This is a genomic window from Amycolatopsis coloradensis (genome assembly GCF_001953865.1).
Taxonomy (GTDB): Bacteria; Actinomycetota; Actinomycetes; order Mycobacteriales; family Pseudonocardiaceae; genus Amycolatopsis; species Amycolatopsis coloradensis.
The window spans coordinates 530,677-554,378 of record NZ_MQUQ01000005.1; the positions used below are offsets into that span (position 1 = coordinate 530,677).

The window sequence follows — 23,702 nt, forward strand, 5'->3', positions numbered from 1 at the left end:
AAATGAAAAGATCGAGATCTCTTGTCATCGCGCTCGCGGTACCGTTGTTCGGTGCGATCGTCGCGGCTCCGATGGCGTCCGCGCAGCCACGGCTTTCCGGTGCGGCGACCGAATTCTCCGTTCTGGCCCGTGAAGGGCAAAGTGTCGCTTCGGTCGAGAAGGCGATCCGCGCCGCCGGGGGCACCGTCGTGACGAGCAACGCCGCCGTCGGCTTGATCACCGCGACCGCGCCCGCCAACGGTTTCGCCGAACGGGTCTCCGCGGACCGCTCGGTTTTCGGGGCGGCCAAAGCGAAGCCGATCGGCACCGCGCCGAAGACCGGCAAGGCGAAGGTCAAGCCGAATCTCGTGGAGAAGGAGAGCCGCGGCGCCGCGTCGGCCAAGAAGCCGGCGCACCCGCAGGCCGTCGGCATGGACCCGCTCGACGATCAGCTGTGGGGGCTCAAGTCCGTCCGTTCGGACCTTTCGCGGACCAAGCAGCCGGGTGACAAGCGCGTGAAGGTCGGCGTCATCGACACCGGCGTCGACGGGAGCCACCCCGACATCGCGCCGAACTTCGACCTCGCCGCGTCGCGGAACTTCACGAAGGACATCGTCTCCGACGTCAACGGCGCCGTGGTCGACGGACCGTGTGAATATCGCAGCTGCGTCGACCCGGCGAACCACGACGACAACGGGCACGGCACGCACGTGGCCGGCACCATCGGCGCCGCCGCGAACGGCTTCGGTGTCTCGGGTGTCGCGCCGAACGTGACGCTGGTGAACATCCGCGCCGGCCAGGACTCGGGCTTCTTCTTCCTGCAATCGACCGTGGACGCGATCACCTACGCCGGCGACGCCGGTGTGGACGTCGTCAACATGAGCTTCTACACGGACCCTTGGCTCTACAACTGCGCGTCCAACCCGGCCGACTCGGCCGCGGAGCAGGCTGAGCAGCGCACCATCATCGAGGCGACGACCCGCGCGCTGAACTACGCGCACCGCAAGGGCGTCACCCAGGTGGTCTCACTGGGCAACCAGCACAGCGACCTCGCAGCCCCGCAGCCGGACGCTTCGAGCCCCGGCTACCCGTCGAACAGCACGCACCCGCGGCAGATCGACAACGCGAGCTGCCTCTCGCTGCCCATCGAAGGCCCGCACACGATCGGCGTCTCGTCCTTCGGCCCTTCGCAGGCGAAGGCGGACTACTCGAACTATGGCGTCGAGCAAATCTCGGTCTCCGCGCCCGGTGGCTACTTCCGTGACTACTTCGGCACCCCGTGGCACCGCACGGTCGAGAACCAGATCCTCTCGACCTACCCGCGCAACGTCGGCGTCGCGGAAGGCAACATCGACGCGGCCGGGAACGTCACCCCCGACGGTGTCACCGCCGGTATCCAGAAGGCGACCGCCGCCGACGGCCGCGTCGGCTACTACCAGTGGCTCCAGGGGACGTCGATGGCGTCGCCGCACGCGACCGGTGTCGCCGCGCTCATCGTTTCGCAGTACGGCAAGGGGTCGCGCGACTTCGGGCTGAACCCGGACGCGGTGCAGCGTGTCCTCGAAGGCACGGCTTCGGACATCGCCTGCCCGGTGCCGCGGACCGTCGACTACCTGAAGGAGGGCCGGGACGCTTCGTTCACCGCCACGTGCACGGGTGACGCTTCGTTCAACGGCTTCTACGGGCACGGTGCGGTGGACGCCTGGTCGGCCGTCACCCGCGGTTCCCAATACCTACGCGGCTGATCCCTCCTGGCGATAGTCGGACGCGTTATGAACGGACCTTTCATAACAAATTTTGTTATGAAAGGTCCGTTCATAACAGCCGGTGGTGCTCAAGCGGCCCGGTCCTGGCGGACGACCACCACGTTCGGTCGAGGTCGGCGGGATGCCGCGCGGAAGGCCGAGCGGAGCTCCGCGACGACTGCATCAGGTTCGGTCCGCAGACGCGAAGGGAGCGTCTGCACAACGACGATCCCAGCTGCGGCGTAGCGATTGTTCCTGTCGATGGTTTTCGCGAAGTCAGCCTTCTTGAAATGGAAGTCGAAGGAGTCGACCTCCCAGGCCAGTCCTACCTCATCACACCACTCGTCCGGCATGGCGATGTAGTTTCCTCGCGGATCGTAGATCTTGACGTTGTGTTCGGCGGGAGGGAGTCCAGCCTGCGTCCAGACCGACGTGGCGATCGCCTCGGGTACGGACTTGATGTTGGTGCTGATCTCTTTCAGGACCGCCCGAGGTGTCGCTGTCCCTCGCTTGCTGCCCGAGTCGAGTTGGTCCATCAGCTCGGGTGTCGTGCAGTGCCCGGACTCGACGGCCTCGATCAGTAGCGCGCGAACAGGATCAAGTTCCCTGATGCGGCGTACACCGTCGAGTACCGCGCGGGCCGGTGCCGCAACAGGAATACCGTCGATGATTCGTGTCGTCGGCATGTGGATGGTTCGCTCGACCAGCGCGAACTTCGCGCTGTTGACACGATGTTTCTCTGGTATCAGGAGGTGAACCGACCGATCCGGCGGTACGTTCTGGAGGCCGTAGCGTCGCGCTGCTTCGAAACCTGTGAGTACGCCGAAGCCGTTGGCGTGCATGAGCGCGGCCTCGATACGTTGTCGCGCCGATGGTCGATCTCTGGACAGCAAGACGATGCCTGGTAGTAGGTGTGTCCATCTGCCGCCAGGCAGACATCTTCGATACGACGTCATCGGAGTGATGCCCAATCGCTCGAGGGCCGCCACCCGGATCACGCCGTGTCGGCTGTGTTGTAGTAGGTAGGCTTCTGTGAAGGATGAGCTTGCGATGTGCACCTGGACAGAGTCGGGCGTAGGTCCGACAAAAACTCTGTGGTGGCTGTTATGAACGGACCTTTCATAACAAAATCTGTTATGAAAGGTCCGTTCATAACACGCTTTGAGGCGGCCCGAGGCGAGCTACTTCCCCGAAGCGGCCTTCACGAACTTCGCCAGGTCCTTCGACTGCTGCACCCGAGACGCCTCGTTCACGTACATCATGTGCCCGGCCGGGTAGTAGGCCGTGTCGATGTTCTCCCGCAGTTCCTCGGGAATCTGCAACCGCGCCAGAACGTGTTCTGAAGCGAAGTAAGGTGTCGCGCCATCGTAGTGACCGAAAGCGACATGCACCCGCAGATGCGGATTCGAGCGCATGGCCGAGGCGAGTGAGTCCACAGAGGACACCGAGCGGCCCTCGAAGTCCGAGTACGACCAGGCCTTGAACACGTCCGTCGAAAGGACCTCGTACGGCAGGTCGTTTTCGTAACCCAGTTCCGCGCGCACGTAATGGTTGAGTCCGGCGGCGTAGGCGCCGATGATCCGCGAGATCGACGGGTCGTCGCTCATGTGCTCGCGGCCGCCGTCCGGCTCCCAGGTGGTGAACCGGCCGTCCATCCGGCCGACGACGAGACCCTTGTCCCGCAGCAGTTCGGTGAAGTACCGGACGTGCTCGATCCGCAGGTTCACCCGGTCCACATAGGACTCGCTCAGGCCTGTCAGGGAAGCGAGCGTGGACACGGCGTCGGCGCGGTCCTGTGTGGACAGACGGGCACCGCGCGCGAGGGCCCAGGGGAGTTCCTTGGCGGCGAAGTCCTCGGCGTCCGCGAGGACGTCGTCGAGCGGACGGTCGCCGTGGAGGCCGTGGTAGTGCGCGATCGCCGCGTACGTCGGAACGAAGAGCGTGTACGGGAGGTCGTTGCCCTCGGTGAACCGCAGCGTGCCGAGGTCCAGCACCGAGGAGATCAGCAGTAGGCCGTTCAGGTACATCCCGTGGCGCTCTTGCAGATGCGCCGCCAGCCCGGCCGCGCGAAGCGTGCCGTAAGACTCGCCCGCCAGGAACTTCGGCGACAGCCAGCGCTGTTTGCGCGAGACCCACAGCCGGATCACCTCGCCGATGGACTCGATGTCGGCCGTGTACCCGTGGTACTCCTTGGCCTTCTCGCCGTCGACAGCGCGCGAATAGCCGGTCGACACCGGGTCGATGAACACCAGGTCGCTGTGCGCCAGCAGGGTTTCCTGGTTGTCGGTCAGCCCGTAGGGCGGCGCGACCGGGTCGTCGACGTCGCCGGACAGCACGCGGCGCGGTCCGAGCAGACCCAGGTGCAGCCAGACGCTCGCCGAGCCGGGGCCGCCGTTGAACGCGAACGTGACCGGGCGCGAGCCGGGGTCCGCGTCGTCGAGCGTGTAGGAGGTCACGAACACCTCCGCTTTGGGCTTGTGGCCCTCGGACTTGCCGTCGGTGATGACCTCCTTCCTCAGCACGATCCGCCCGGTCTGGGCGGTGTACGCGAGCTTCTTGCGCTTGAGCGTCAGCGTGTGCTTCGTGGTGACCAGGTCGTCGATCGGTTCGACCTTGGTTTCCACCGACGGGGTGTCCTTCTCGTCGGTGGTCTTTTCCTCGGGATCGGTGTCCGGCATGATCCCAACTTACTGGCAGTCTGTACCGGTGGACATCGTCACGGCGCATGATCGCCCGAACACGACCGCCGAAGCGATCGAAATCCAGGAGACGCTGCGCGGCCTGGTCGATCGCGAGGATCGTTGCCCACAACAGATCCTGACGGTCACCGGTTTGGACGTCGCCTACGACGAGGGCAGCGGCCTCATCGCCGCCGCCGCGGTCACTCTCGACACCACCGATTTCCGCGTCGTGGAAAAGCGGACCGTCGTCTCCGAAGTCTCCTTTCCGTACGAACCGGGTCTTTTCGCCTTCCGTGAGCTGCCCCCGCTGCTCGATGCCCTTCGCGCGCTCGACCACAGTCCGGACCTCCTGGTCTGCGACGGGCACGGGCTGGCTCACCCGCGCCGGTTCGGGCTGGCATGCCACGTCGGCGTCGTGACCGGCTTGCCGACCCTCGGTGTCGGCAAGACCCGCTTCATCGGAAAGCACGGCGAGCCAGGGCGGGAACGCGGTGCCAAGGAACCCCTGGTGGACGACGGCGAGGTCGTGGGCATGGTCCTGCGCACCCAGGACGATGTGAAACCCGTTTACGTCTCCGTCGGCCACAAGATCTCGCTGGACAACGCGTGCCGACAGGTGCTCCGGTTGTCGCCCGCGTTCCGCCAGCCGGAGACGACCAGGCAAGCCGACCGCCTCTGCCGCGCCGCGTTGAAAGAAGCGTCATGAGGTTCCGCTCGCTCGCCGAACTCGACGCCGAGGTCGTCGGCTGCCGCGCCTGCCCGCGGCTGGTCGCGTGGCGCGAGGAGATCGCCGTGGTCAAACGCGCGGCTTTCGCCGGTGAGACTTACTGGGCCCGGCCGGTGCCCGGTTTCGGCCCGCCGGACGCCTCGCTGGCGATCGTCGGTCTCGCCCCTTCGGCACACGGCGCGAACCGCACCGGCCGTCTCTTCACCGGCGACCCGTCCGGTGACGTTCTCTTCAAGGCGCTTCACCGGGTCGGGGTCGCGTCGCAGCCGACGTCGACCCGGATAGGTGACGGTCTCGAGCTCCGAGGGGCCCGGATGGTCTCGCCGGTGAGATGCGCGCCACCCGCCAACAAGCCCACACCTGAGGAACGGGACACCTGCCGATCCTGGCTTGCCGAAGAGCTGACGTTGCTGAAACCGACGCTGAAGGCCGTCGTGGTGCTCGGCGCGTTCGGCTGGCAGGCGCTGCTGCCGGTGCTCGCGGAGGCGGGCTGGCCGGTCCCCGCGCCACGCCCGAAGTTCGGTCACGGAGTCGAACTGGAACTCGGCGACCTGCGCCTTTTCGGCTGTTATCACGTGTCGCAGCGCAATGTCCAGACCGGTCGCCTGACCCTTGACATGGTGTGCGACGTCCTGGCCTCCGCGACCTCGGCGGCCGGCCTGAACTGAATCGGTGCGGAAACCGTGGCGACGCTGGTCACAGCCGGATGGGGTCTGCGAGCGATCTCAGCTGATGGGTGCGACTATAGGAATATGGCTGGTGTTAAGTCGGAACCGACACGGATCCTCGTCCTTGGTGGTGGGTACGTCGGGCTCTACACGGCGTACGGGCTTCAGAAGATGCTCCGGGCCAACGAAGCGTCCGTGACGGTCGTTGATCCGCAGCCGCACATGACCTATGCCCCCTTCCTGCCCGAGGCGGCGGCCGGTGCGATCGAACCGCGGCACGTGGTCGTGCCGCTGCGGCGCGTGCTCAAGCGCTGCCACGTGCTCACCGCGCGGGTGACGAAGATCGAGCACGACCGCAAGGCCGTCACGGTCGAGGCCGCCGACGGTCACGTCGAGCAGCTGAACTACGACGTCCTCGTGGTCGCGCTCGGCGCTGTCGCGCGCATCCTGCCGATCCCCGGCCTGGTCGAAGAAGGTATCGCCTTCAAGACCATCGGCGAGGCGATCTACCTGCGCAACCACGTCATGACGAAGCTGGACGAGGCCGCCAGCACGCTCGATCCCGAGCAGCGCAAGCGCCTGCTGACGTTCACCGTCGTCGGCGGCGGGTTCGCCGGTATCGAGGCGCTCGCCGAACTCGAGGACATGACCCGCTTCGCGGTGGAGCACTACTACCCGAACCTCAAGGTCGAAGACATCCGCTGGGTGCTCGTCGAGGCGGCCGGGAGGATCCTCCCCGAGGTGCGCGAGACGCTCGGTGTGTACACCGTCGAGCAGCTCGAGAAGCGCGGCATCGAAGTCTATTTGTCGACAGCCGCGAAGTCGTTCGAGAACGGCCACGTCGTGCTTTCGGACGGCACCGAGTTCGACACCGACACGATCATCTGGACCGCCGGTGTGAAGGCGAACCCGGTGCTCGCCAGCTCGGATCTGCCGCTGGACAAGCGTGGCCGCGTCGAAGCGACCGCCGCGATGCAGGTCGTCGGGCACCCCGACGTCTGGACCGCCGGTGACAACGCCGCCGTGCCGGACCTCTCGCGTACCGAGCAGGACCCGACCGCGACCTGCCCGCCGAACGCGCAGCACGCCGTTCGCCAGGCGCGTCTGCTGGCGAAGAACATCATCAAGGTGATCCGCGGCGGCAAGCCGAAGGACTACTACCACAAGAACCTGGGTGCGGTGGCCAGCCTCGGCCTGCACAAGGGTGTCGCCGACGCGCTGAACCTGAAGATCAAGGGCTTCCCGGCCTGGCTCTTCCACCGCGCGTACCACCTCAAGGCGATGCCGACGTGGAACCGCAAGATCCGCATCCTGTTCGACTGGATGCTCGGTGGCCTGTTCCGGCGCGAGGTCATCTCGCTCGGCCAGATCAACAACCCGCGCGAAGAGTTCGACAGGCTGTCGAAGTCCTGAGCCCGTAGCTCCGTGAAGGCCTCCATTCCTACGCTGAAGGTAGGGAAGGAGGCCTTCACGGCGTTCAGGGTATGTCGGTGCGGGCATTGCGGAAGTCAGTACCCGCCGTTCCGCTCGCCACCGGTTACGTGACGAACTCAGGTTCTGCATCGCGCCTCAGGCCGTTTGGAACGAGCTCGGCCTTCGTTGGCTTGAATATCGGCGTACCGAGGCGGCGAACTGACGCTCATCGCCTAGGCTGTCGGTGCCCCGGTAGCCCAACTGGCAGAGGCAGTCGACTTAAAATCGACCCAGTGCGGGTTCGATCCCCGTCCGGGGCACTCACACCATCCCCGCCACGATCGTCAGCTCCACTTCACGTCGGCGAGTTCGATCACTTCCGTCCAATTCAGGCGGACGTCCTCGGCTTCCGCGGCGAGGCGTTGGGCCGGGGTGAGCGTTTCGGCCAATTCGGCCTCATAGTGACCGTCACCGGCTTGGGAGACGCTCGTCCGGCCCAATCCCCATTGGTCCGCGCGGTGGAAGATCGCGGCCTCCAAGGTGGCCGCTTCGACAGGCCTGCCGAAGCGCAGTAGTACCTCGACGGCGACATGACAGACGTCGCCTTCGGCTTGAAACCAGGTGATGGCGCGTCGCACGGCGTCGGCGGCGTCATCGAAAGGCGACCGAAGCGCTCTCGCTCCCGGAACCGCCCACGGTGGACGAGCGCTGTACTGCGGTATTCAGGGCTTGAGGAATCTCTGGCTGCCCCTCGGCGGTCTCCGTCCCGGCCACGGAACCGTGCTTTCGGTCGCCGAGGCGGGCGGGGGTGACACCGAGTTCATCGGGAACGCCGTGATGACCGTTCAGAACACCGCGGTCCAGACCGACGGCGTGCTGTTCCAGGTCGACGTGCAATGGGACAGCGGGCTCTGCATCTGGGTGAAGTACGTCGAGGTCCTGTGATGTCGTGACGGGGGAGGCCGGAATCACCACTTGAGCGAAACCAGGAGGACGGCCGCCCTTCTGGGCACGACCGGTTCCGCTCTGTGGACGTCCTGGTTCCCACGGTCGGCCGCCGCCGACAATGGTCGCCATGACCGGAACCGGCCTGACCGACGAAGCCACCTACGACCGCACACGGCTCGCGCAGTGGCGTGCGGGGCAGGCGCGAGGTGACGGGATGTCGCGGCGCGGGCTGCTCCGGCTGGCGGCCGGTGGCTCACTCGCGCTGACGGCGTTTGGCGCGCTCCCGGCGGCGACGGCGTCGGCGGCCTCGCCGATCGTGAAGCCCTTGCCGCCGGAGCTTTTCGAGGTCTACGGCACCAACGCGGAAACGCGGTGGGAGGCCCTGAGCGGCCAGGGCTATCTCACGCCGGTCGACCGGTTCTTCGTGCGAAACCACACCTCCACCCCGTCGATCGACGCCGGCACCTGGAGTCTGAAACTCTTCGGCACCGGGCTGCGCGGCGCGCCGACAGCGGACAGGCCGGTCGAGTTCACCTACGCCGACTTGCTCCGGTTGCCGTCGGAGGCGATCACCGCCGCCATCGAATGCGCGGGCAACGGCCGGAGTCACTTCACCGGTCAGCAAGGACAGACGGTGGCTGGGACGGCGTGGAAACTCGGCGCCATCGGCGTCGCGCGCTGGTGTGGTGTCCGGCTCTCGACGGTGCTGGCCAAGGCCGGGCTGACGCGGCACGCGGTGGACGTCCTGCCGGAGGGCTTGGACGCCGACTACGTCACTGGCGGGGTCAACCTGGGGAAGGTGCGTCGTCCGCTGCCGGTCGCGAAGGCGTTGCAGGACGTCTTGCTGGCCTATGAGATGAACGGGCGTCCACTGCCGCCGGACCACGGGCATCCGGTGCGGCTCGTCGTGCCGTCCTGGGTGGGGATCTCGTCGATCAAATGGCTGGGGCGCATCGAGGTCTCGGAAACGCCGCTGGTCTCGCCGTGGAACACGCAGTACTACCGGCTGCTGGGGCCGGGCTACCCGGCGGAGGGCACGGTCGTGACCCGGCAGGTGGTCAAGAGCGCCTTCGAACTGCCGTGGAATGCCGAGTTCACGGCCGGTGGCAGGCACGTGCTGAGTGGCCGTTCGTGGTCGGGCAACGGCCGGATCCGGCGGGTCGAAGTGAGCACCGGTGACGGCTGGCGGCGGGCGAGGTTCGTGGGCGCGGCGGCGGATCGCGGCTGGCAACGCTGGGAAATCCCTTGGCGCCCCAGTACTTCCGGTAGCCACACCCTGCGGGCACGGGCGACGGACATCATCGGCGTCACCCAGCCGGACGTCACCCCGCACAATACGCAGGGCTACCTTTTCGACGCCGTCGTCCGGCATCCGGTCCGGGTGGTGTGAGATGACGCAGTCGGTCGCGGTGAGCGGGGAACCGACCGTCGAACTGACCCTGGCGTTGCGGGTGAACACCGACTCCGAGCACGCCGCCGCGATCGCCGCGCGCCTGCTCGAGTCCTTTGAGGACACCGTCGGGGTGACCCTCACGACGCGGACCTTCCAAGCGGGCGAAGCGACGTCCGCCCAGGTCGTCGAACTCGCCGGACGGCGGCGACGCCTCAGCGGCTCCGCGCCGCCGCTGCGCATCGAGCCGGATTCGAGACGAGTGCTGTTGCACGGCGAGGTGCTGGAGTTCACCAGGCTGGAGTTCGATCTCCTGCTGTTCCTGAGCCGGAATCCGGACCGCGTCTTCGACCGCGTCACGCTGATGGCGCGGGTGTGGGGCCTGGCCGGTGGCAACGGGCGGACCGTCGACGTCCACGTCCGGAAGATCCGCGGGAAACTGGAACCCGTGCTGACGCCGATCACGACGGTGCGCGGGGTGGGTTACCGATTCGACGGGGCGGGGCACGTGCTGATCGCGGACTGAAGGCCTCAGTCCCGGCCGTACGTCACCCGGCGAAACCGGGAATGTGAAGATGGAGTCGTGACTCCCACTTACGTCTTCGTACACGGCTCCAACAGCAACTCGTTCACCTGGGGACCACTGCAACGCGAGCTCGCCCTGCTCGGCCACCGCACGCTGGCCGTCGACCTTCCCGGACACGGCTTCGACGCCGGTTTTCACGCGGCCTACCAAGCACCCCAGGACAGGGAAGCGCTGGCCACGGCACCGTCGAAGCTGGCCGGCGTCACCTTCGCCGAGACTGTCGGACACGTGGTGGACGTCGTCCGCAAGGCCGCCGAGCACGGGCCGGTCATCCTGGTCGGGCACAGCCGAGGCGGGGTCACGCTCACCGGGGTCGGTAACGCGATCCCGGAACTGGTCGACCGGATCGTCTACATCTCGGCATGGTGCTGTGTCGACATGACCGTGGGCGAATACATGCAGGGACCCGAGAACGCGAGCAGCGCGCTCAATGACGTCGGCGCGGTCGTCGTCGCGGACCCCGCCGCGCTCGGCGCGTTGCGGATGAACTGGCGGACCGCCGATCCCACGTTGCTGTCCACGCTGAAGACCGCGATGCTCGAAGACGGCACCGAGCAGGAGTTCTTCGCCTACCTCAACACCCTCGAACCGGACGAGAGCCTCGACGCCGGCACCGAGCGCGCCGACGCCGCCACGTGGGGCCGGATCCCGCGCACCTACATCCGGCTCACCGAGGACCTGTCGATACCGATCGCGTTGCAGGACCGGTTCATCAAGGAGGCGGACGCGCTCACCCCGGACAACCCGACCGACGTCCACTCGCTCGAAAGCAGTCACGTCGGCTTCCTCCTGCACCCGCGGGAGGCGGCGACCATCCTTTCCGGACTCGCCTGACGGACGGACAAGTCACCAAGGGCACCTGATCAGTTCCGCGATCGGGGTGGGATTCAGCCCGTTCGGCAAGCGGTACGGGATCGCCGTGCAGCTCATGCTGGTGGGAATCTTAGCCGGGACACGGGTTCTCTCGGGAGTCTTCGAACTTCCCGAAGCCGTGCCCGCGATCACGGGCTTGGCAGCTCGTGCCGGGTTTCGGCGGCGCGGTGGTTTCGGCCAAGACCGCTTCCGGCGAATTCGCGATGGCCGCCCGCACCGGGAGTGTGACGGCCGAACCATGAAAGGCCTCCTTCGCCATTCTCGGGGTGGCGAGGAGGCCTTCGCGATTCCGGCATGATGCGGTCATGACCGAGCCCGCCCATCCGTTCGCCCCGCCCGCCCACGAACGCCGCTGGATCGAAACCGTCACCGAACTGGCGAAGGACTTCGCCGCGAGCGCCGCCGAGTTCGACGAAACGGCCGAATTGCCCATCGCCAACCTCCGTGCCTTGCACGCGACCGGACTCGACAGGGCGACCCTGCCCGCGGAGTTCGGCGGTGACGATCTCAGCTATCGGTCCTACGGCGAGATCGTCAGGATCCTCAGCGCGGCTTGTTCCTCGACGGCGTGCATCTGGGTGATGCACATCGGCGCCGCCGTCGGACTGGTCCAGCTGTCCGCTCCCGAAGTGGGCCGCTTCTACGCGGGGGAACTCATCGAAGGCAGGCGATTCGCCAACGCCCTGTCGGAACCGAGCAGCGGCAACATGTTCCTGATGCCGCAGCAGAGCGCCGAGCCCGTCGACGGCGGCTTCCGGCTCACCGGCGCCAAGCGGTTCGTTTCCGGCTGTGAGGTCGCCGACCACTTCCTGGTCAACGCGCTCGTCGACGGTGTGCCCACCTTCTTCGGTGTGTCACCGGACGACACGATGACCTTCGTGCCCATCTGGGACACGATGGGACTGCGGGCCAGCCGCAGCCAGCTCGTCTCCTTCGGAGGGACCGTGCTGCGGGAAGACCGCAGGTGCCCGCCCTCGGCCGAACGGCGCCCGAACCACATCGGAGCCGGGCTCGCCTTCCTGTCCCTCGGGATAGCCGACGCGGCGGAAGAAGCGCTGATCTCGCATTCCCGGAGCCGTGTCATCCCCGTGACCGGGCAGCCGCTCGCCGAAATGCAGTGGTTGCAGTTCGAGGTCGCGGACGTCCACACCCGTCTCGAAGCCGCTCGGATGTACTCCCGGAACATGGCGTGGCTGGCGGATCGGAACTCGCCGGAATTCCTGCCCGCGACCATGACGGCGAAAGTGCTCGCGAACGACATCGCCCGCGACGTCGCGCAGTTGGCGCTGAAAGCCGGAGGCGGCTCGGGCTTTTTGCGCACTTCGCCGATCCAGCGGCTGTTCCGGGACGCGCAGGCGGGCGGGCTGATGGCCTATTCGGCCGAAGTCTGCAAGGATCGGATCGGGAAGACGGTGCTCCTGCCGCGGGACTGACCTCGGCTGACCGACCGGGTGACGTCAAGCCCGGCCGGTCCCGCCGAAGCGGGTCAGCAGCAGCCGGTGCCGCAGCAGTCGCAGCAGTCGTCGATCCGCATGGTCATCCACCTCCTCCCTCAGGCTCGCGGTCAGGCGGGCACCACGCGCCGGGAAGGGGATCGGCGCATTCGTCGCCGGACATCCCGGACAGCATGGAAGTGAGTTCGGCGTGCAGCGCGCCGAGTCGCGTCATCTCCGCTTCGATCTCGGTGAGATGGCGTTCCAGCATGGTTTCGGCGGGTTCGCAGGGGCACGCCCCGGTGTCGCGGACGCTCAGCAGGTCACCGATCTCCGTCAGGGTCAGCCCGAGCCGCTGCGTGCCCCGGATGAACCGCAGCCTGTCGATGACTTCCTCGTCGTAGCGCCGGTGCGCCCCGGTGGTCCGTGCCGGGGTGGGAAGGAGGCCGATGCGCTCGTAATAGCGCACGGTGTCCGGACGCACGCCTGCCCGGGAGGTCACCTGGGAGATGGTCAACGCCGCCGGTGTCGCGTCGGTTCGCATGGTTCGAGGGTAGAACTTGGACCCGGCTCCAGAATCAAGTGCGAATCCTCTGGGGCTCACGAGAAGAAGACGGCAGCCTCGCGCGTCCGCATCATCGGAACGGGTGCAAACGGCGAGAGGACGGCACGGTGACTGACTTCCGGAACGTGATCAAGGACCTCACCACGGAAGGTGAACAGGTCGACGCTCTGGTGGCCGATCTGGACGACGCGGGCTGGGCGCTGCCGACGCCCGCCGTCGGCTGGTCGGTCAAGCACCAGATCGCCCACCTTTCCTTCATCTTCAAGATCGCCGGACTGTCCGCGGCCGAGCCGCGGAAGTTCGCCGAACTCGCGAAGACCTCGATGGCGCGCGGGTTCGACGCCGCCGTCAACGCGGCCCTCGACGACTACCTCGGCGATCCCGACGAGGTCGTGCTCAGCCGGTGGCGCGCCGAACGCGACGCGGGCATCAAGGCGCTCGCCGCCGTCCCGGCGGACCAGGTCGTGCCGTGGCTGGTCAACCCGCTGCCGCCCGCCATTCTCGCCTGCGCCGGGATGATGGAACTGTTCGCGCACGGCCAGGACGTCGCGGACGCGCTGGGGGTGCGCCCCGAACGGACCGACCGGCTCGCGTACCTCGTCGGTTTCGCCGTCCGGGTGCGGGACTTCGGGTACGAGGCAAGAGGCCTGACCCCGCCGGAGCAGGAATTCCGGTTCGAGATCACCTCGCCGTCCGGGCAGCTGTGGACTTTCGGCCCCGAGGACTCGCGACAGCGGATCACCGGCAGCGCGGAGGACTTCTGCCTGCTGGCCACGCGGCGCCGTCACCGTGACGACCTCGACGTCCGTGCCGAAGGCGCACTGGCGGACCACTGGCTGGACATCGCGCAGGCGTATCGCGGTCCGGCGGGCGAGGGGCGCAAACCAGGGCAGTTCGACCGCTGATGACCGCGCCGGCTTCCATGGTGATTACTACGGCATCATGGAAGTCGCGGTGGGCCCCGCGCGATGCGATCGTCGGTGCACACGGGGTCTAGGAGGCGATCGTGGCACGGGTGTGGCTGATCAGACACGGCGAAAGCGAGACGAACGCGGGTCTTCCCGGCGGTGAGCCGGGGGCTTCCGCCCTGACCGAGCTCGGCAGACGGCAAGCCGCCGAGGTCGCGGAATCGTGGGCCGATCCGCCCCGGTTGATCGTGACGTCGCCGTTCTTGCGGGCACGCCAGACCGCCGAACCGACGATCGAGCGATTCCCCGGCGCGGAGCGCGAGGAGTGGCCTGTCCAGGAGTTCACGTTTCTCGGCGAACTCCATGGACAGGTCACCACCACCGCCATCCGCAGGCCGTACACCGAGGCCTACTGGGACCGGGCCGATCCGCACCACGCGGTGAACGGCGCGGAATCCTTCGCCGGACTGCTCATCCGTACCCAGGATTTCCTGGCACGGCTGGGAGAACGGGAACCCGGGCCGATCGCCGTCTTCACGCACGGGCTCTTCATCCGCGCTGTCATGTGGTCACTGCTGACCGGGATCACCACTCCGGACAGTGCTGCCATGCGCGGATTCCGCACGTTCGCCGACACCTATGTCGTGCCGAACGGCAACATCACGGAACTGCGGTACACCCCCGGGAAGCGGATCCCGCGAGTGGTGGTCCCGCTCGCTTCCCGGTTCGCCGCCCGCTAGGGCTTCAGCAGCAGCCGGAGTTCGTTCACCCCGGTCATGTTCGGGCTGGGGATGAACGACGGCGGGGCCGCCGGATCGGTGCGCAGGTCCGGGAATCGGTCCAGCAGGATGTTCAGCGCGGTCTTGCCTTCCAGCCTGGCGAGCGGAGCGCCGATGCAGAAGTGGATGCCGCGGCCGAACGCCAGATGCGGGTTGTGCGCCCTCGCCGGATCGAAGATGCCCGGATCCGTGAACGTGCGCGGATCCCGGTTCGCCGCCGCGACCCAGACGAAGAGCATGCTGTCCGCCGGGATCGCCCGGCCACCCAGGTCGACCTCGGTCGTCGTGGCGCGCGCGACGAGCGCGAACGGGCTGAGGAAACGCAGTGATTCCTCGATCGTGGCGGGCAGCAGCGAACGGTCCTCTCGGACACGCCGGTACTCGTCCGGATGGGAATCCAGGCACAGCACGGTGTTCCCGAGCAGCATCGTGGTGGTGATGTGGCCGGCGAGCAGCAGCACGTTCGCGAAGTTGACGACTTCGTTCTGAGTCAGTTTCTCGCCGTCGACCTCGGCTTGGACGAGTTTGGTCAGCAAGTCCTCGCGCGGGTTCCGCCGCCTGTCGTCGACGTGTTCGGAGAGGTAGCTCACCAGGTTGTTCACCTGTTCGCGCGTTTCCTCGGCGGCTTTCTTGTCCTCCTCGGTCTGCTTGAGCAGCGACCGCTGCTGGCTGTTCCGCAGCAACTTGTCGACCCATTCCTTGAACAGATCGCGATCGCTCGCCGGGATGCCGAGCAGTTCGGCGATGACGATCACCGGTAGCGGATAAGCCAGGTGGGTCACCAGTTCCATCGAGTCCGTGCCATCAACGGCGTCGAGGAGTTCGTTCGTCAACGCGGCGATCCGCGGTTCGAGGTCCGCGACGACCTTCGGGGTGAAGGCGTGGCTCACCAGCGTGCGCAGTTTCTTGTGGTCCGGCGGATCCATCTGGAGCAGGTTGCCTTCGACGAACTGATCCTTGTCCGGCGCCATCTCCTCGGGGATCAGTCGAGTGGTGTCGGAGGAGAACACCTTGGGATCACTCAGGGTCTTCAGTGCCTCGGCGTGGCCGTAGACGTGCCACATGCCCGCTTCGGGATCGAAACGGACCGGGTCGGCCGGGAACTCGTCCCGAAGCCAGAACTGGCTTTCGTGGACACCCCAGGTTTCGGCGATCGTGGTCATGGCTTGCCCCCTTCTTCTCGTGGTGGAAGAGCTCGGATCAGACGGGCTCCTCGGTGCCGTCCTGCCGGTAGATCCAGGCGCGATAGGACGAGATCAGCTCCCGGAACGCTTGGATCACTTCGGCCGCGGTGGCGGCGACGTCCGCCGGTGATGGCGGCTCCGGTGGCTCGAACGCCCTCCGGATGATGTGCGCGAGGGCATCGGCCTTCTCCTCGGACGTGAGGCTGGTGCCGTCGTTGGTGAAGCTGTCCATCAGATAGAACCCCAGCGCCGAGGCGCGCAGGGTGAAGAGCAGGTCCGGGATGTCGTCGCGCAGCAGTCCACGGTCGGTCATCGTCTTCAGGTACCGCTCGGTGACGACGGCGTCCTGGTCCTGCAAGGGATGTTTCTTCAACCGGCCCAGCAGTTCGGTGTTGCCGGTGATGAGCGCGCCGAGCAACGGATTCCGCTGGGTGTACAGGAAGACCGCCCGCTGGAATCGATGCGGGATGACTTCCGCCGGATCTTCGTCCAGCCGATCGAGGAGACTCTCGGCCGCCCGGAGTGATTCACGCAGGAGCAACGCGTGGAAGAGGTTCTCCTTGGTGCGCCAGTGCAGGTAGACCGTGCCCTTCCCGACGCCGGCCTGGTTCGCGATGTCCTCGATGGTGACCTTGCGGTAGCCCAGCCGCGTCAGCAGGACGCCGGCCGCGTCGAGGATGCGATCGGCGCGGCCGGCGGTGCGGTCCGGACGTTCTGTCACGTGCGCTCCCCATCTCTGACGTCGTGACCAGATTTGCTTATCTGGTCATCCGGTCAATTCGACGGTAGCGCTGGATGGACAGTTTCCGCAAGGAAAGCGGTGGTTTTTAACGCAGATGGTGGGCGAGGAAGAAATTCCAGATGACCGGCGTCGCGTTGACGACGGTCGGGGTGGCGGAGTCATTGTTCGGTGCCGTGCTCGGCCAGACGTGCCCGGCGCCTTCGACTCGATAGTGCTGGAGCGAGCAGCCGAGCCAGCGCTGGATGATGACGCCGGTCTTCGGCGAGTACTGGACCGGCCGAGGGAAGCAGTCGTCCCGGTCCGCCCACCCGGCGAGCCAGTCCGGCAGCGCCGGCAGACCCTTGGCGGGATTCCCGGTGTAGGGGATCGTCGTGTCGGCGGTGCCGTGGAAGTCGAGGATCGGCGCCGGACGAGACGGATGGCACGCGCCGCCCTGCGGGTAGAACGCGCCGGCGACCGGGGCGAACGCCGCGATCCGGCCCGGCATCCGGCAGGCGAGGACACCGACGAACCCGCCGCCGTTCGACTTGCCCGTCGCGTAGATCCGGCGGGAGTCGACGCACAGTTCCCGCTGGAGCGTGTTCAGCAGATCACTGGTGAAGAGCACGTCGTCGGCGGCCGCCGAGTACGGCGCGCCGGTCCAGGCCGATTCACCGTCGGTACCCGGAAGGCCTTGCGGGTAGACGGAAATCGCGTCGTACGACGAGAACCCGGACAGTTCCTCCTGGTATTTCGATGTTCGCTTATGGCCGTGGAACGACAACACCAGCGGCGTCGGCCGCGACGGCCGGTACCGCGCGGGAACATGCACGGTGTACTCGCGGGCCAGTCCGCCGGACGTCAAGGTCCGCAACGTCGTCGTCCCGGCGGGGACCGGCGACGGACGATGACAGCCAGTGGTCGGCACCGGGCGGTCGATCGCCGACGGAGCGGCCGACGCGACCGGCCCGGCGAGCAGGCTCAATCCGGCAGCGGCGGCCGCCGTCAGTGCGAGACGGCGTAGATACTTCGTGGGACCAGGCACGCGATCCTCCTTGATCGGGCGGCGGGGCGGTGATCAGGGTCACTCCCGGCACCGGCCTGGTCAGCATTGTGTTCATTGAGTTTTCGGACCGCTTTTCACGTCACCCGGCCGGCGGCCCGGTGCGACCGCTTCGCCGGTACTGGCGGTCGATCAGTCGCAAGCCTGTTTCGCCGCGAGGACCCGGGTCAGTGCCTCGTCGACCCGGGCGGCCGGAAGGTCGCCGGACGCGAGCGCCTTCTCCAGCGTGGTCAGCACCGTGTCGACGTTGCCGCCGGACGACCACAACGCCTGATCCGCTCCCGCCTGCAAGGCCTTGAGCACCGCCGTCGGCAGCGGGTACTGCGACGTGATCGCCTTCATCGCCCCGAGATCGTCCGTGATCACCGGGCCGTCGAACGCGTATTCCGTCCGCAGCAGCCGGTACGCCGGCGCCGACAGGGTCGACGGCGTGCCGCCGGTCAGGTCGGGCACGTCCAGATGTCCGACCATGACGCCGATCTCGCCGTATTCGTCGATGTCCCGGTACGGCACCAGGTCGACCTTCCGCAGCGAGGCCAGCGGTGGCGTCCGCACCAGTCCCTTGTGGGAGTCCCCTGTGGCGTGCCCGTGCCCGGGGAAGTGCTTCAGCACCGGCTGCACCCCGGCGTCTCGCAAGCCCTGTGCGAACGCCAGGACGTACTTACGCGCGACCTCGGGGTCCGAGCCGAACGACCGGTCACCGACGATGTCGCGGTCCGGCTGGTCCGTGATGTCGGCGTCGGGCGCGTAGTCGACGGTGACGCCGCGGGCTCGCATCTGCTTACCGCGTTCGGCGCCCTTCGTCCGCACCTGTGCCGGCGTCATGCTCGCGGCCATTTTCCGGGCACTCGGCATATCGCCGTCGAGGGCGTCGATCCGCTGAACACGGCCGCCTTCCTCGTCGATCGCCACCGACACCGGGACCTTCGCGGCCCGCTGCACCTCGTCCAGCGCGCGGTTCTGCAGCAGGGCCGTCTCGTTGCCGCCGAGGAAGATCCCGCCGATCTGCTGATCGCGCACCAGTTTCACCGCCGCCTGCGGATCACCGGCGTTCACGCCGACCACCATCAGCTGGGCCAGTCGCTGCCGGGGGTTCATCCCGGCGATGACGGCTTCACAGCCCGGAGCAGGCGCCCGCTCCGCCCTCGGTGACGGCGAGGGAGTGGGCGGACTGCTGCTGGGCGGGCTCGAAACGGTGCCCTCGCGCGGCGGTACGGTCCCCGCCGGCTGTGCCGACCCGGCCTGTTGGTTCGCTGTACCGCACTGCACGCTGGTGGCCAGAACGGCGGCCGCTCCCAGGATGACGGCCGCCCATCGCTTCGTCGTCTTCGGTCGCCCGGAGTTCATCAGCTCGTTTCGTTCGTCGTTCATGACGGTACCGACGGTAACCCCAGTTGCCCTTTAGTACGCGCTCGCGTGCCCTTTCGTTCGTCCTCACGCGGGCTCCGGCTTCGGCCTCACCTCCTTCCTCATCCGTGTTCTCCCTCGTCAACCCGCTGCTCGGACTTGACAACTCGATCTGCTCCGTTTTAGATTACCACATGGTTATGGAACCGCAAGGTTATCAAAGGTCGCTCGCCGCCGCGGCGTGAGAGACCAATCGTGAGAACTCGAACTCGTGAGAACGGAAAGGCGGGCGACCGTGGCCCAGGATCTGCTCGATGCCACCTTCGCGGCACTCGCCGACCCCACCCGCCGCGCGATCCTCGCGCGGCTCGCACGCGGCGAGGCCACGGTGACGGAGCTGGCCGAGCCGTTCGCGATGAGCCAGCCCGCCATCTCCAAGCACCTGAAAGTGCTGGAGCGGGCGGGGCTGGTGGCGCGGGGACGTGACGCCCAGCGTCGCCCTTGCCGACTGGTGGCCGAGCCATTGAAGAACGCGAACGAATGGCTCGGTGACTACCGCCGCCATTGGGACGAGGCCTTCTCTCAGCTGGACCTCGTCCTCGATGAAGAACTGCGGCACCCGGAGCGCCGGGACGAGACCGATTGACCACCGCACGAGCGGAAAGGAACAACACGATGGGACGCACTCTCAGCGTGGCGAAATCCGGCGATCTCGAGATCGTCATGACGAGGTCCTTCGACGCGCCGAGGGCACTCGTGTTCGACGCGTGGACCAAACCGGAACTGGTGCGACGCTGGTTCGGCCCGCGCGACTGCGAGGTCGTCGAATGTGAGATCGATCTGCGGGCCGGAGGGAGATGGCGCTACCGGCTGCGCCACGGCGGCGGGATGGAGATGGTTCTACAGGGCGTCTACCAGGAGATCGATCGTCCGGAAAGGCTCATCTCCCTTGAGACGAACGAGGACTGCGACGCCTCGGAAGGGCAGGCTCTGGCAACCCTGACACTGAAAGAAAACAGCGGCATCACCACTCTGACGCAGGTGCTGCGGTACAGCTCGAAGCGGATCCGGGACGCCGTGCTCGAATCCGGAATGGAGCGGGGCGTCGGTGAAGGGTTCGACAAACTGGCCGAGGTCATGGCAGTCCGGGCGGAGGTGTGAACGAAATGAACGCCATCGCGGACCGGTATCGCGTCCGGGCCGATGCCTTCGAGGGCAAGGTCGCCGCCGTCGAGGCCGGGCAGTGGGAGAACAGGTCCCCCTGTGAAGAATGGAACGCGAGGGATGTCGTCGGGCACATCGTCGACATGCACGGAGCGATGCTGCGGCCCCTCGGACGTGAACTCGGACCGGCGCCGGCACTTCTGGCGGACCCGCTCGGCGCGTTCCGGTCGGCCCGGGCCGATGTCGAAGCCGTCCTCGCCGACCCCGTGCTCGCCGCCACCGAACACGAGACGCCGATGGGGAGGGTGACGGCCGAACAGCACATCGACCGGGTCGTCAGTGCCGACATGGTGGTCCACGGCTGGGATCTGGCGCGTGCCACCGGCCAGGACGACACGATCGACCCCGAGGAGGTCGCCCGGATGTGGCCCGGCGCCCAGGCGATCCCCGAGGAGATGAGGACCCCAGGTGCCTTCGGGCCGGACATCGTCGTCTTCGGCCCCGAAGTGAAAGTGCCCGACGACGCGTCCTTACAGGACAGGCTGCTCGGGTTGATGGGCCGCGACCCGAGCTACTAACGGGTCAGACATGGATGCCCCGGTGCCGCCGCACGGGCAGGGAAGAACCGGTACCTCGGCGGTGTCGGTCCCGTTGGCCGCGGCCAGGACACGTTCCAGAACCGATAGAGAGGTGGTGAGCAAGGAGATCTGGTTCTGGATCCGAGTCCTGGCGATCTCGAGTTCGGCAGTCAACCCCGTGAAGGCACCAAGTGCGTCTCGTCGCCGGAAACACAGGGAAGGAGTTCCGCGATCTTGCCGCTGCACAACCCGGCCGAATAGAAGAGCTGGATCAGCAGAACCCGGGCGATGTCGGCCTCGTGAACGTCCGGTAGCCCGTTGCCGGATCGATCGGGACGCAACAGGCCTTCGGTTTCGTAGTACCGCAACGAGCGGACACTCACCCCGGTCCGCTCCGCCAGTTCGCCGATCCGCATGAGCCCACATCAACCGCGACCGAGGTTGACCGTGACGCCGGTGTCAGGGTTTAGCTTCGCGCTCATGAGGTTGCTCGAAGCACTCCGCGGCACCGCGATCCAGCTGCCGAACCGCATCGCGATGGCCCCGATGACCCGGGGACGTGCTGACGACACGACAGGCGTGCCACATCAGCTGACGGCCGAGTACTACGCGCAACGCGCGAGCGCCGGCTTGATCGTGAGCGAAGGCATCTGGGTTTCCCGGACCGGCAAGAGTGGCCCAGGTATCCCGGGACTGGTGACCGAGCGGCAGGCCGAGGCTTGGCGTGAAGTGACGGAGGCCGTGCACGAGGAAGGCGGCCGCATCTTCGCGCAGCTCTGGCACGCGGGGCGGGGCAGCCATCCAGGTGTGATGGGCCGGACGCCGGTGGCGCCGTCGGCGGTCCGGCAGGCCGGGCAGATCTTCGTGACCGATGGCTGGACGGACACGGTCAAGCCCGCGCGCTCGGTGAGGATGAGATCGGCGAGGTCGTCCAGGACTTCGCCGTGGCGGCACGGTTGGCCATCGAGGCGGGTTTCGACGGTGTGGAACTCCACTGTGCGAACGGATACCTCATCGAGGAGTTCCTCGCCGCGACACCAACCGCAGGAGAACCGGTACGGCGGTTCGGTCACCGCCCGGCTCAGGTTCCCGCTCGAGGTCGTGGCGGCCGTGACCGGCCAGATCGGCGCGGCCAAGGTCGCCCTGCGGATATCGCCGGGCAATCCGGAGAACGACATCGTGGAAGACGACTGGAAGGAGGTGTACTCACGATTGCTCGCGGAACTACATCGGTACGAGCGTACTTGCACGTCATCGACACTCCTGACGCCGAGGCGTTGTCCCACCTGCGGCCGTTGTGGTCAGGGACGCTCGTCGCGAACCTCCGTTCCGGAGAACCGACCTCCGGGAGGGGGGAGTCCTTGATCGAGTCCGGGCTGGCCGACGTCGTCGCCTTCGGGAGACTGTTCATCGCGAACCCGGACCTGCCCGCCCGCTTCGCGCTCCGTGCCCCGCTCGCGCAGGCGGACCACGACGTCTATTACGGCGCCCGGCTCGACGGCTACACCGATCTCCCCGCCTTCGAACCGGACTCGGCGAAGTTCGCCTGTTCGGCGCGCAGCTGATCTTCGCCGCCCGATCTACAGTGCGGGGATGGCGAAGACGGCAGTGGAAATCGCGGCGGCTGTGCGTGCCAAGGAACTCGACCCGGTCCAGGTGACCCGTGAGGCGTTGGCCAGGATCGCCGCGGCGGACGGGGTGGTCGGCGCGTTCCGCCGGGTCCGGGCCGAGGAGGCGCTCGCCGAGGCCGCCGCCGTCGCCGAACGCGCGGACCTGGCCGACCTGCCCTTGGCCGGGGTGCCGATCGCGGTCAAGGACGTCGCTTCGGTCGAGGGCGAGTACGCCTCGTGGGGATCGCGTGCGGGTTCGTCGACGGTGTCCACAGAGGACGGTGAGATAGCGCGGCGGCTACGCGCCGCCGGTGCGGTGATCATCGGCCTGACCCGGGTGCCGGAGCTGTGTGTCTGGCCGTCGAGTGACGATCCGGACGGGACGGCGCGCAATCCGCGCAACCCGTCCTACGCGGCGGGCGGCTCGTCGGGCGGGAGTGCCGCGGCCGTCGCGGCCGGGCTGGTGCCCATCGCGCACGGCACCGACGGTTTGGGCTCGATCCGGCTTCCGTCCGCCATGTGCGGGATCGTCGGTCTCAAACCGGGTAAGGGCGTGGTCCGCGTCCCGGGGGAGAACGGCTGGTTCGGCCTGTCCACGCACGGGCCGATGGCGACCACCGTTGCCGACGCGGCCGTGCTGATGTCGGTCCTCGCCGAACAGCCCGGCCTGGCGAATCTCACCGCCCCGAAGCGGTCCCGCATCGCCCTGTCGACCCGTGCCCCGCTGAGCACGGCCCCGTTGCCGCGGGCGTTCGGCCGAGCGGTCGCGCGGGCAGGCAAGCTGTTCAGTGCGGCCGGGCACACGGTCGGGCCCGGAACGCCTCGGTACAATCCCGGCGCCATCGGCGGCATCGTCGCGCGCTGGGTCGCCGGCCCGGCCGAGCAAGCGGCCGAGTTCGACTTCCGAGCGCTCCAGCCGCGTACGCGCACGCACGTCCGGCTCGGTCGTCTTCTGGCCTCCCGAATCCGGGAGAGCACCCGCGAGCGGTGGCTGGCGCGCACCGAGGAATTCTTCGCCCAGCACGACGTCCTGGTCACGCCCATGCTCGCGAGCCTTCCGCTCAAGGCTCGCACGTGGCACGAAAGCCGGTGGATCGCCAACGCACTGCCGTCCCTGCGGGTCGCGGGGTTCGCCGGGCTGTGGAATCTCGCGGGCTATCCGGCGATGTCGGTGCCGGTCGGCGTGCACCCCTCGGGCATCCCGGCCTGTGTTCAGCTCGTCGCCGCACCCGGCGGGGAAGCGCTCCTCCTCGGGCTCGCCGCCCAGCTTGAAGCGGCCAATCCCTGGCCTCGCACCACCGCCTCCTGACCCTGGAAAGAGAGCAAGGGACCTTTGCTAT

Annotated in this window: 26 protein-coding genes, 1 tRNA gene and 1 pseudogene; 19 read left to right on the plus strand and 9 right to left on the minus strand. The window is 67.4% G+C overall.

What is annotated here, in order from left to right; translation table 11 throughout:
• Nucleotides 1-2: 2 nt before the first annotated feature.
• Nucleotides 3-1,724 (plus strand): S8 family serine peptidase, encoded by a 1,722-nt coding sequence (locus BS329_RS12080; RefSeq protein WP_076159404.1) that lies wholly within the window; start codon nucleotides 3-5, stop codon nucleotides 1,722-1,724.
• 89 nt (nucleotides 1,725-1,813) lie between these two features.
• On the opposite strand, the gene BS329_RS12085 is transcribed toward BS329_RS12080, so the two are convergent.
• Together BS329_RS12085 and BS329_RS12090 are read right to left on the minus strand one after the other, a co-directional pair.
• Entirely contained in the window at nucleotides 1,814-2,566 is a 753-nt protein-coding gene (locus tag BS329_RS12085) for a hypothetical protein (RefSeq protein ID WP_244197112.1), read from the minus strand.
• A gap of 339 nt (nucleotides 2,567-2,905) precedes the next feature.
• On the minus strand, nucleotides 2,906-4,402 hold the full coding sequence (locus tag BS329_RS12090) for a S10 family peptidase (RefSeq protein ID WP_076159407.1): 1,497 nt from the start codon (nucleotides 4,400-4,402) through the stop codon (nucleotides 2,906-2,908).
• A gap of 28 nt (nucleotides 4,403-4,430) precedes the next feature.
• On the opposite strand from BS329_RS12090, the gene nfi reads away from it, so the two are divergent.
• The 4 genes from nfi (at nucleotide 4,431) to BS329_RS12110 (ending at nucleotide 7,533) form a co-directional block, all read left to right on the plus strand.
• The gene (nfi, locus tag BS329_RS12095) at nucleotides 4,431-5,111 is read left to right on the plus strand and encodes a deoxyribonuclease V (RefSeq protein ID WP_076159410.1); all 681 of its coding nucleotides are present in this window, start codon (nucleotides 4,431-4,433) and stop codon (nucleotides 5,109-5,111) included.
• Nucleotides 5,108-5,800, plus strand: a complete 693-nt coding sequence (locus BS329_RS12100) for a uracil-DNA glycosylase (protein ID WP_076159413.1) — start codon at nucleotides 5,108-5,110, stop codon at nucleotides 5,798-5,800. Before nfi ends, BS329_RS12100 begins: the two co-directional genes overlap by 4 nt.
• Before the next feature lie 84 nt (nucleotides 5,801-5,884).
• The gene (locus tag BS329_RS12105) at nucleotides 5,885-7,213 is read left to right on the plus strand and encodes an NAD(P)/FAD-dependent oxidoreductase (RefSeq protein WP_076159416.1); all 1,329 of its coding nucleotides are present in this window, start codon (nucleotides 5,885-5,887) and stop codon (nucleotides 7,211-7,213) included.
• Nucleotides 7,214-7,459: 246 nt separating this feature from the next.
• Nucleotides 7,460-7,533 (plus strand) — tRNA-Leu (locus BS329_RS12110).
• Between the two features lie 24 nt (nucleotides 7,534-7,557).
• Here the strand turns inward: BS329_RS12110 and BS329_RS12115 are convergent.
• The gene (locus tag BS329_RS12115; RefSeq protein ID WP_076159419.1) at nucleotides 7,558-7,851 is read right to left on the minus strand and encodes a hypothetical protein; all 294 of its coding nucleotides are present in this window, start codon (nucleotides 7,849-7,851) and stop codon (nucleotides 7,558-7,560) included.
• Nucleotides 7,852-7,942: 91 nt separating this feature from the next.
• Here BS329_RS12115 and BS329_RS12120 point away from each other — a divergent pair, with 91 nt between their 5' ends.
• From BS329_RS12120 to BS329_RS12145, 5 genes are all read left to right on the plus strand, one after another.
• Nucleotides 7,943-8,158: a hypothetical protein gene (locus tag BS329_RS12120; RefSeq protein ID WP_076159422.1), complete on the plus strand. Its 216-nt coding sequence runs from the start codon at nucleotides 7,943-7,945 to the stop codon at nucleotides 8,156-8,158.
• 130 nt (nucleotides 8,159-8,288) lie between these two features.
• Nucleotides 8,289-9,551: a sulfite oxidase gene (locus tag BS329_RS12125; RefSeq protein WP_208619197.1), complete on the plus strand. Its 1,263-nt coding sequence runs from the start codon at nucleotides 8,289-8,291 to the stop codon at nucleotides 9,549-9,551.
• A 1-nt stretch (nucleotide 9,552) separates the two neighbouring features.
• On the plus strand, nucleotides 9,553-10,077 hold the full coding sequence (locus BS329_RS12130) for a winged helix-turn-helix domain-containing protein (RefSeq protein ID WP_076159427.1): 525 nt from the start codon (nucleotides 9,553-9,555) through the stop codon (nucleotides 10,075-10,077).
• 57 nt (nucleotides 10,078-10,134) lie between these two features.
• Nucleotides 10,135-10,971, plus strand: a complete 837-nt coding sequence (locus tag BS329_RS12135) for an alpha/beta fold hydrolase (RefSeq protein WP_076159430.1) — start codon at nucleotides 10,135-10,137, stop codon at nucleotides 10,969-10,971.
• A 344-nt stretch (nucleotides 10,972-11,315) separates the two neighbouring features.
• A complete protein-coding gene (locus BS329_RS12145; protein ID WP_076159436.1) occupies nucleotides 11,316-12,443 on the plus strand; it encodes an acyl-CoA dehydrogenase family protein in 1,128 nt (375 codons plus the stop codon).
• A 103-nt stretch (nucleotides 12,444-12,546) separates the two neighbouring features.
• Here the strand turns inward: BS329_RS12145 and BS329_RS12150 are convergent, their stop codons facing one another.
• A complete protein-coding gene (locus tag BS329_RS12150) occupies nucleotides 12,547-12,987 on the minus strand; it encodes a heavy metal-responsive transcriptional regulator (protein ID WP_076159439.1) in 441 nt (146 codons plus the stop codon).
• A gap of 128 nt (nucleotides 12,988-13,115) precedes the next feature.
• Between BS329_RS12150 and BS329_RS12155 the strand changes: the two genes are divergently transcribed.
• Both BS329_RS12155 and BS329_RS12160 read left to right on the plus strand, forming a co-directional pair.
• A complete protein-coding gene (locus BS329_RS12155; protein ID WP_076159442.1) occupies nucleotides 13,116-13,913 on the plus strand; it encodes a TIGR03084 family metal-binding protein in 798 nt (265 codons plus the stop codon).
• A 101-nt stretch (nucleotides 13,914-14,014) separates the two neighbouring features.
• Nucleotides 14,015-14,656 (plus strand): histidine phosphatase family protein, encoded by a 642-nt coding sequence (locus BS329_RS12160; protein ID WP_076159445.1) that lies wholly within the window; start codon nucleotides 14,015-14,017, stop codon nucleotides 14,654-14,656.
• Here BS329_RS12160 and BS329_RS12165 read toward each other — a convergent pair.
• The 4 genes from BS329_RS12165 to BS329_RS12180 all read right to left on the minus strand — a co-directional run bounded on the left by BS329_RS12165 (nucleotide 14,653) and on the right by BS329_RS12180 (nucleotide 19,034).
• Entirely contained in the window at nucleotides 14,653-15,858 is a 1,206-nt protein-coding gene (locus BS329_RS12165; RefSeq protein ID WP_076159448.1) for a cytochrome P450, read from the minus strand. The genes BS329_RS12160 and BS329_RS12165 overlap by 4 nt on opposite strands.
• Before the next feature lie 37 nt (nucleotides 15,859-15,895).
• A complete protein-coding gene (locus BS329_RS12170) occupies nucleotides 15,896-16,600 on the minus strand; it encodes a TetR/AcrR family transcriptional regulator (protein WP_076159451.1) in 705 nt (234 codons plus the stop codon).
• Nucleotides 16,601-16,706: 106 nt separating this feature from the next.
• Nucleotides 16,707-17,645: a CE1 family esterase gene (locus BS329_RS12175; protein ID WP_076159454.1), complete on the minus strand. Its 939-nt coding sequence runs from the start codon at nucleotides 17,643-17,645 to the stop codon at nucleotides 16,707-16,709.
• A gap of 150 nt (nucleotides 17,646-17,795) precedes the next feature.
• Nucleotides 17,796-19,034, minus strand: coding sequence for a glycoside hydrolase family 3 N-terminal domain-containing protein (locus tag BS329_RS12180; RefSeq protein ID WP_076159457.1), 1,239 nt, complete (start codon nucleotides 19,032-19,034; stop codon nucleotides 17,796-17,798).
• Nucleotides 19,035-19,305: 271 nt separating this feature from the next.
• Here BS329_RS12180 and BS329_RS12185 point away from each other — a divergent pair, with 271 nt between their 5' ends.
• The 3 genes from BS329_RS12185 to BS329_RS12195 are packed head-to-tail and all read left to right on the plus strand — an operon-like array spanning nucleotide 19,306 to nucleotide 20,752.
• The gene (locus BS329_RS12185; RefSeq protein WP_076159461.1) at nucleotides 19,306-19,656 is read left to right on the plus strand and encodes an ArsR/SmtB family transcription factor; all 351 of its coding nucleotides are present in this window, start codon (nucleotides 19,306-19,308) and stop codon (nucleotides 19,654-19,656) included.
• Between the two features lie 29 nt (nucleotides 19,657-19,685).
• On the plus strand, nucleotides 19,686-20,171 hold the full coding sequence (locus tag BS329_RS12190) for an SRPBCC family protein (RefSeq protein WP_076159464.1): 486 nt from the start codon (nucleotides 19,686-19,688) through the stop codon (nucleotides 20,169-20,171).
• A gap of 5 nt (nucleotides 20,172-20,176) precedes the next feature.
• Entirely contained in the window at nucleotides 20,177-20,752 is a 576-nt protein-coding gene (locus tag BS329_RS12195) for a TIGR03086 family metal-binding protein (RefSeq protein WP_076160244.1), read from the plus strand.
• A gap of 170 nt (nucleotides 20,753-20,922) precedes the next feature.
• Here BS329_RS12195 and BS329_RS44490 read toward each other — a convergent pair whose 3' ends face one another.
• On the minus strand, nucleotides 20,923-21,168 hold the full coding sequence (locus BS329_RS44490; RefSeq protein WP_244197113.1) for a MerR family transcriptional regulator: 246 nt from the start codon (nucleotides 21,166-21,168) through the stop codon (nucleotides 20,923-20,925).
• A 130-nt stretch (nucleotides 21,169-21,298) separates the two neighbouring features.
• Between BS329_RS44490 and BS329_RS45140 the strand changes: the two are divergent.
• The 4 genes and pseudogenes from BS329_RS45140 to BS329_RS12210 all read left to right on the plus strand — a co-directional run.
• A pseudogene (locus BS329_RS45140) lies at nucleotides 21,299-21,508 on the plus strand (oxidoreductase); the annotation flags it as partial.
• A 345-nt stretch (nucleotides 21,509-21,853) separates the two neighbouring features.
• Complete coding sequence (locus BS329_RS45145; RefSeq protein WP_279628151.1) at nucleotides 21,854-22,117, plus strand: hypothetical protein; 264 nt, start codon at nucleotides 21,854-21,856, stop codon at nucleotides 22,115-22,117.
• Nucleotides 22,114-22,317, plus strand: a complete 204-nt coding sequence (locus tag BS329_RS44495) for a hypothetical protein (RefSeq protein ID WP_244197115.1) — start codon at nucleotides 22,114-22,116, stop codon at nucleotides 22,315-22,317. Before BS329_RS45145 ends, BS329_RS44495 begins: the two co-directional genes overlap by 4 nt.
• Before the next feature lie 28 nt (nucleotides 22,318-22,345).
• Nucleotides 22,346-23,671, plus strand: coding sequence for an amidase (locus tag BS329_RS12210; protein WP_076159467.1), 1,326 nt, complete (start codon nucleotides 22,346-22,348; stop codon nucleotides 23,669-23,671).
• The last annotated feature ends 31 nt before the right edge of the window (nucleotides 23,672-23,702 follow it).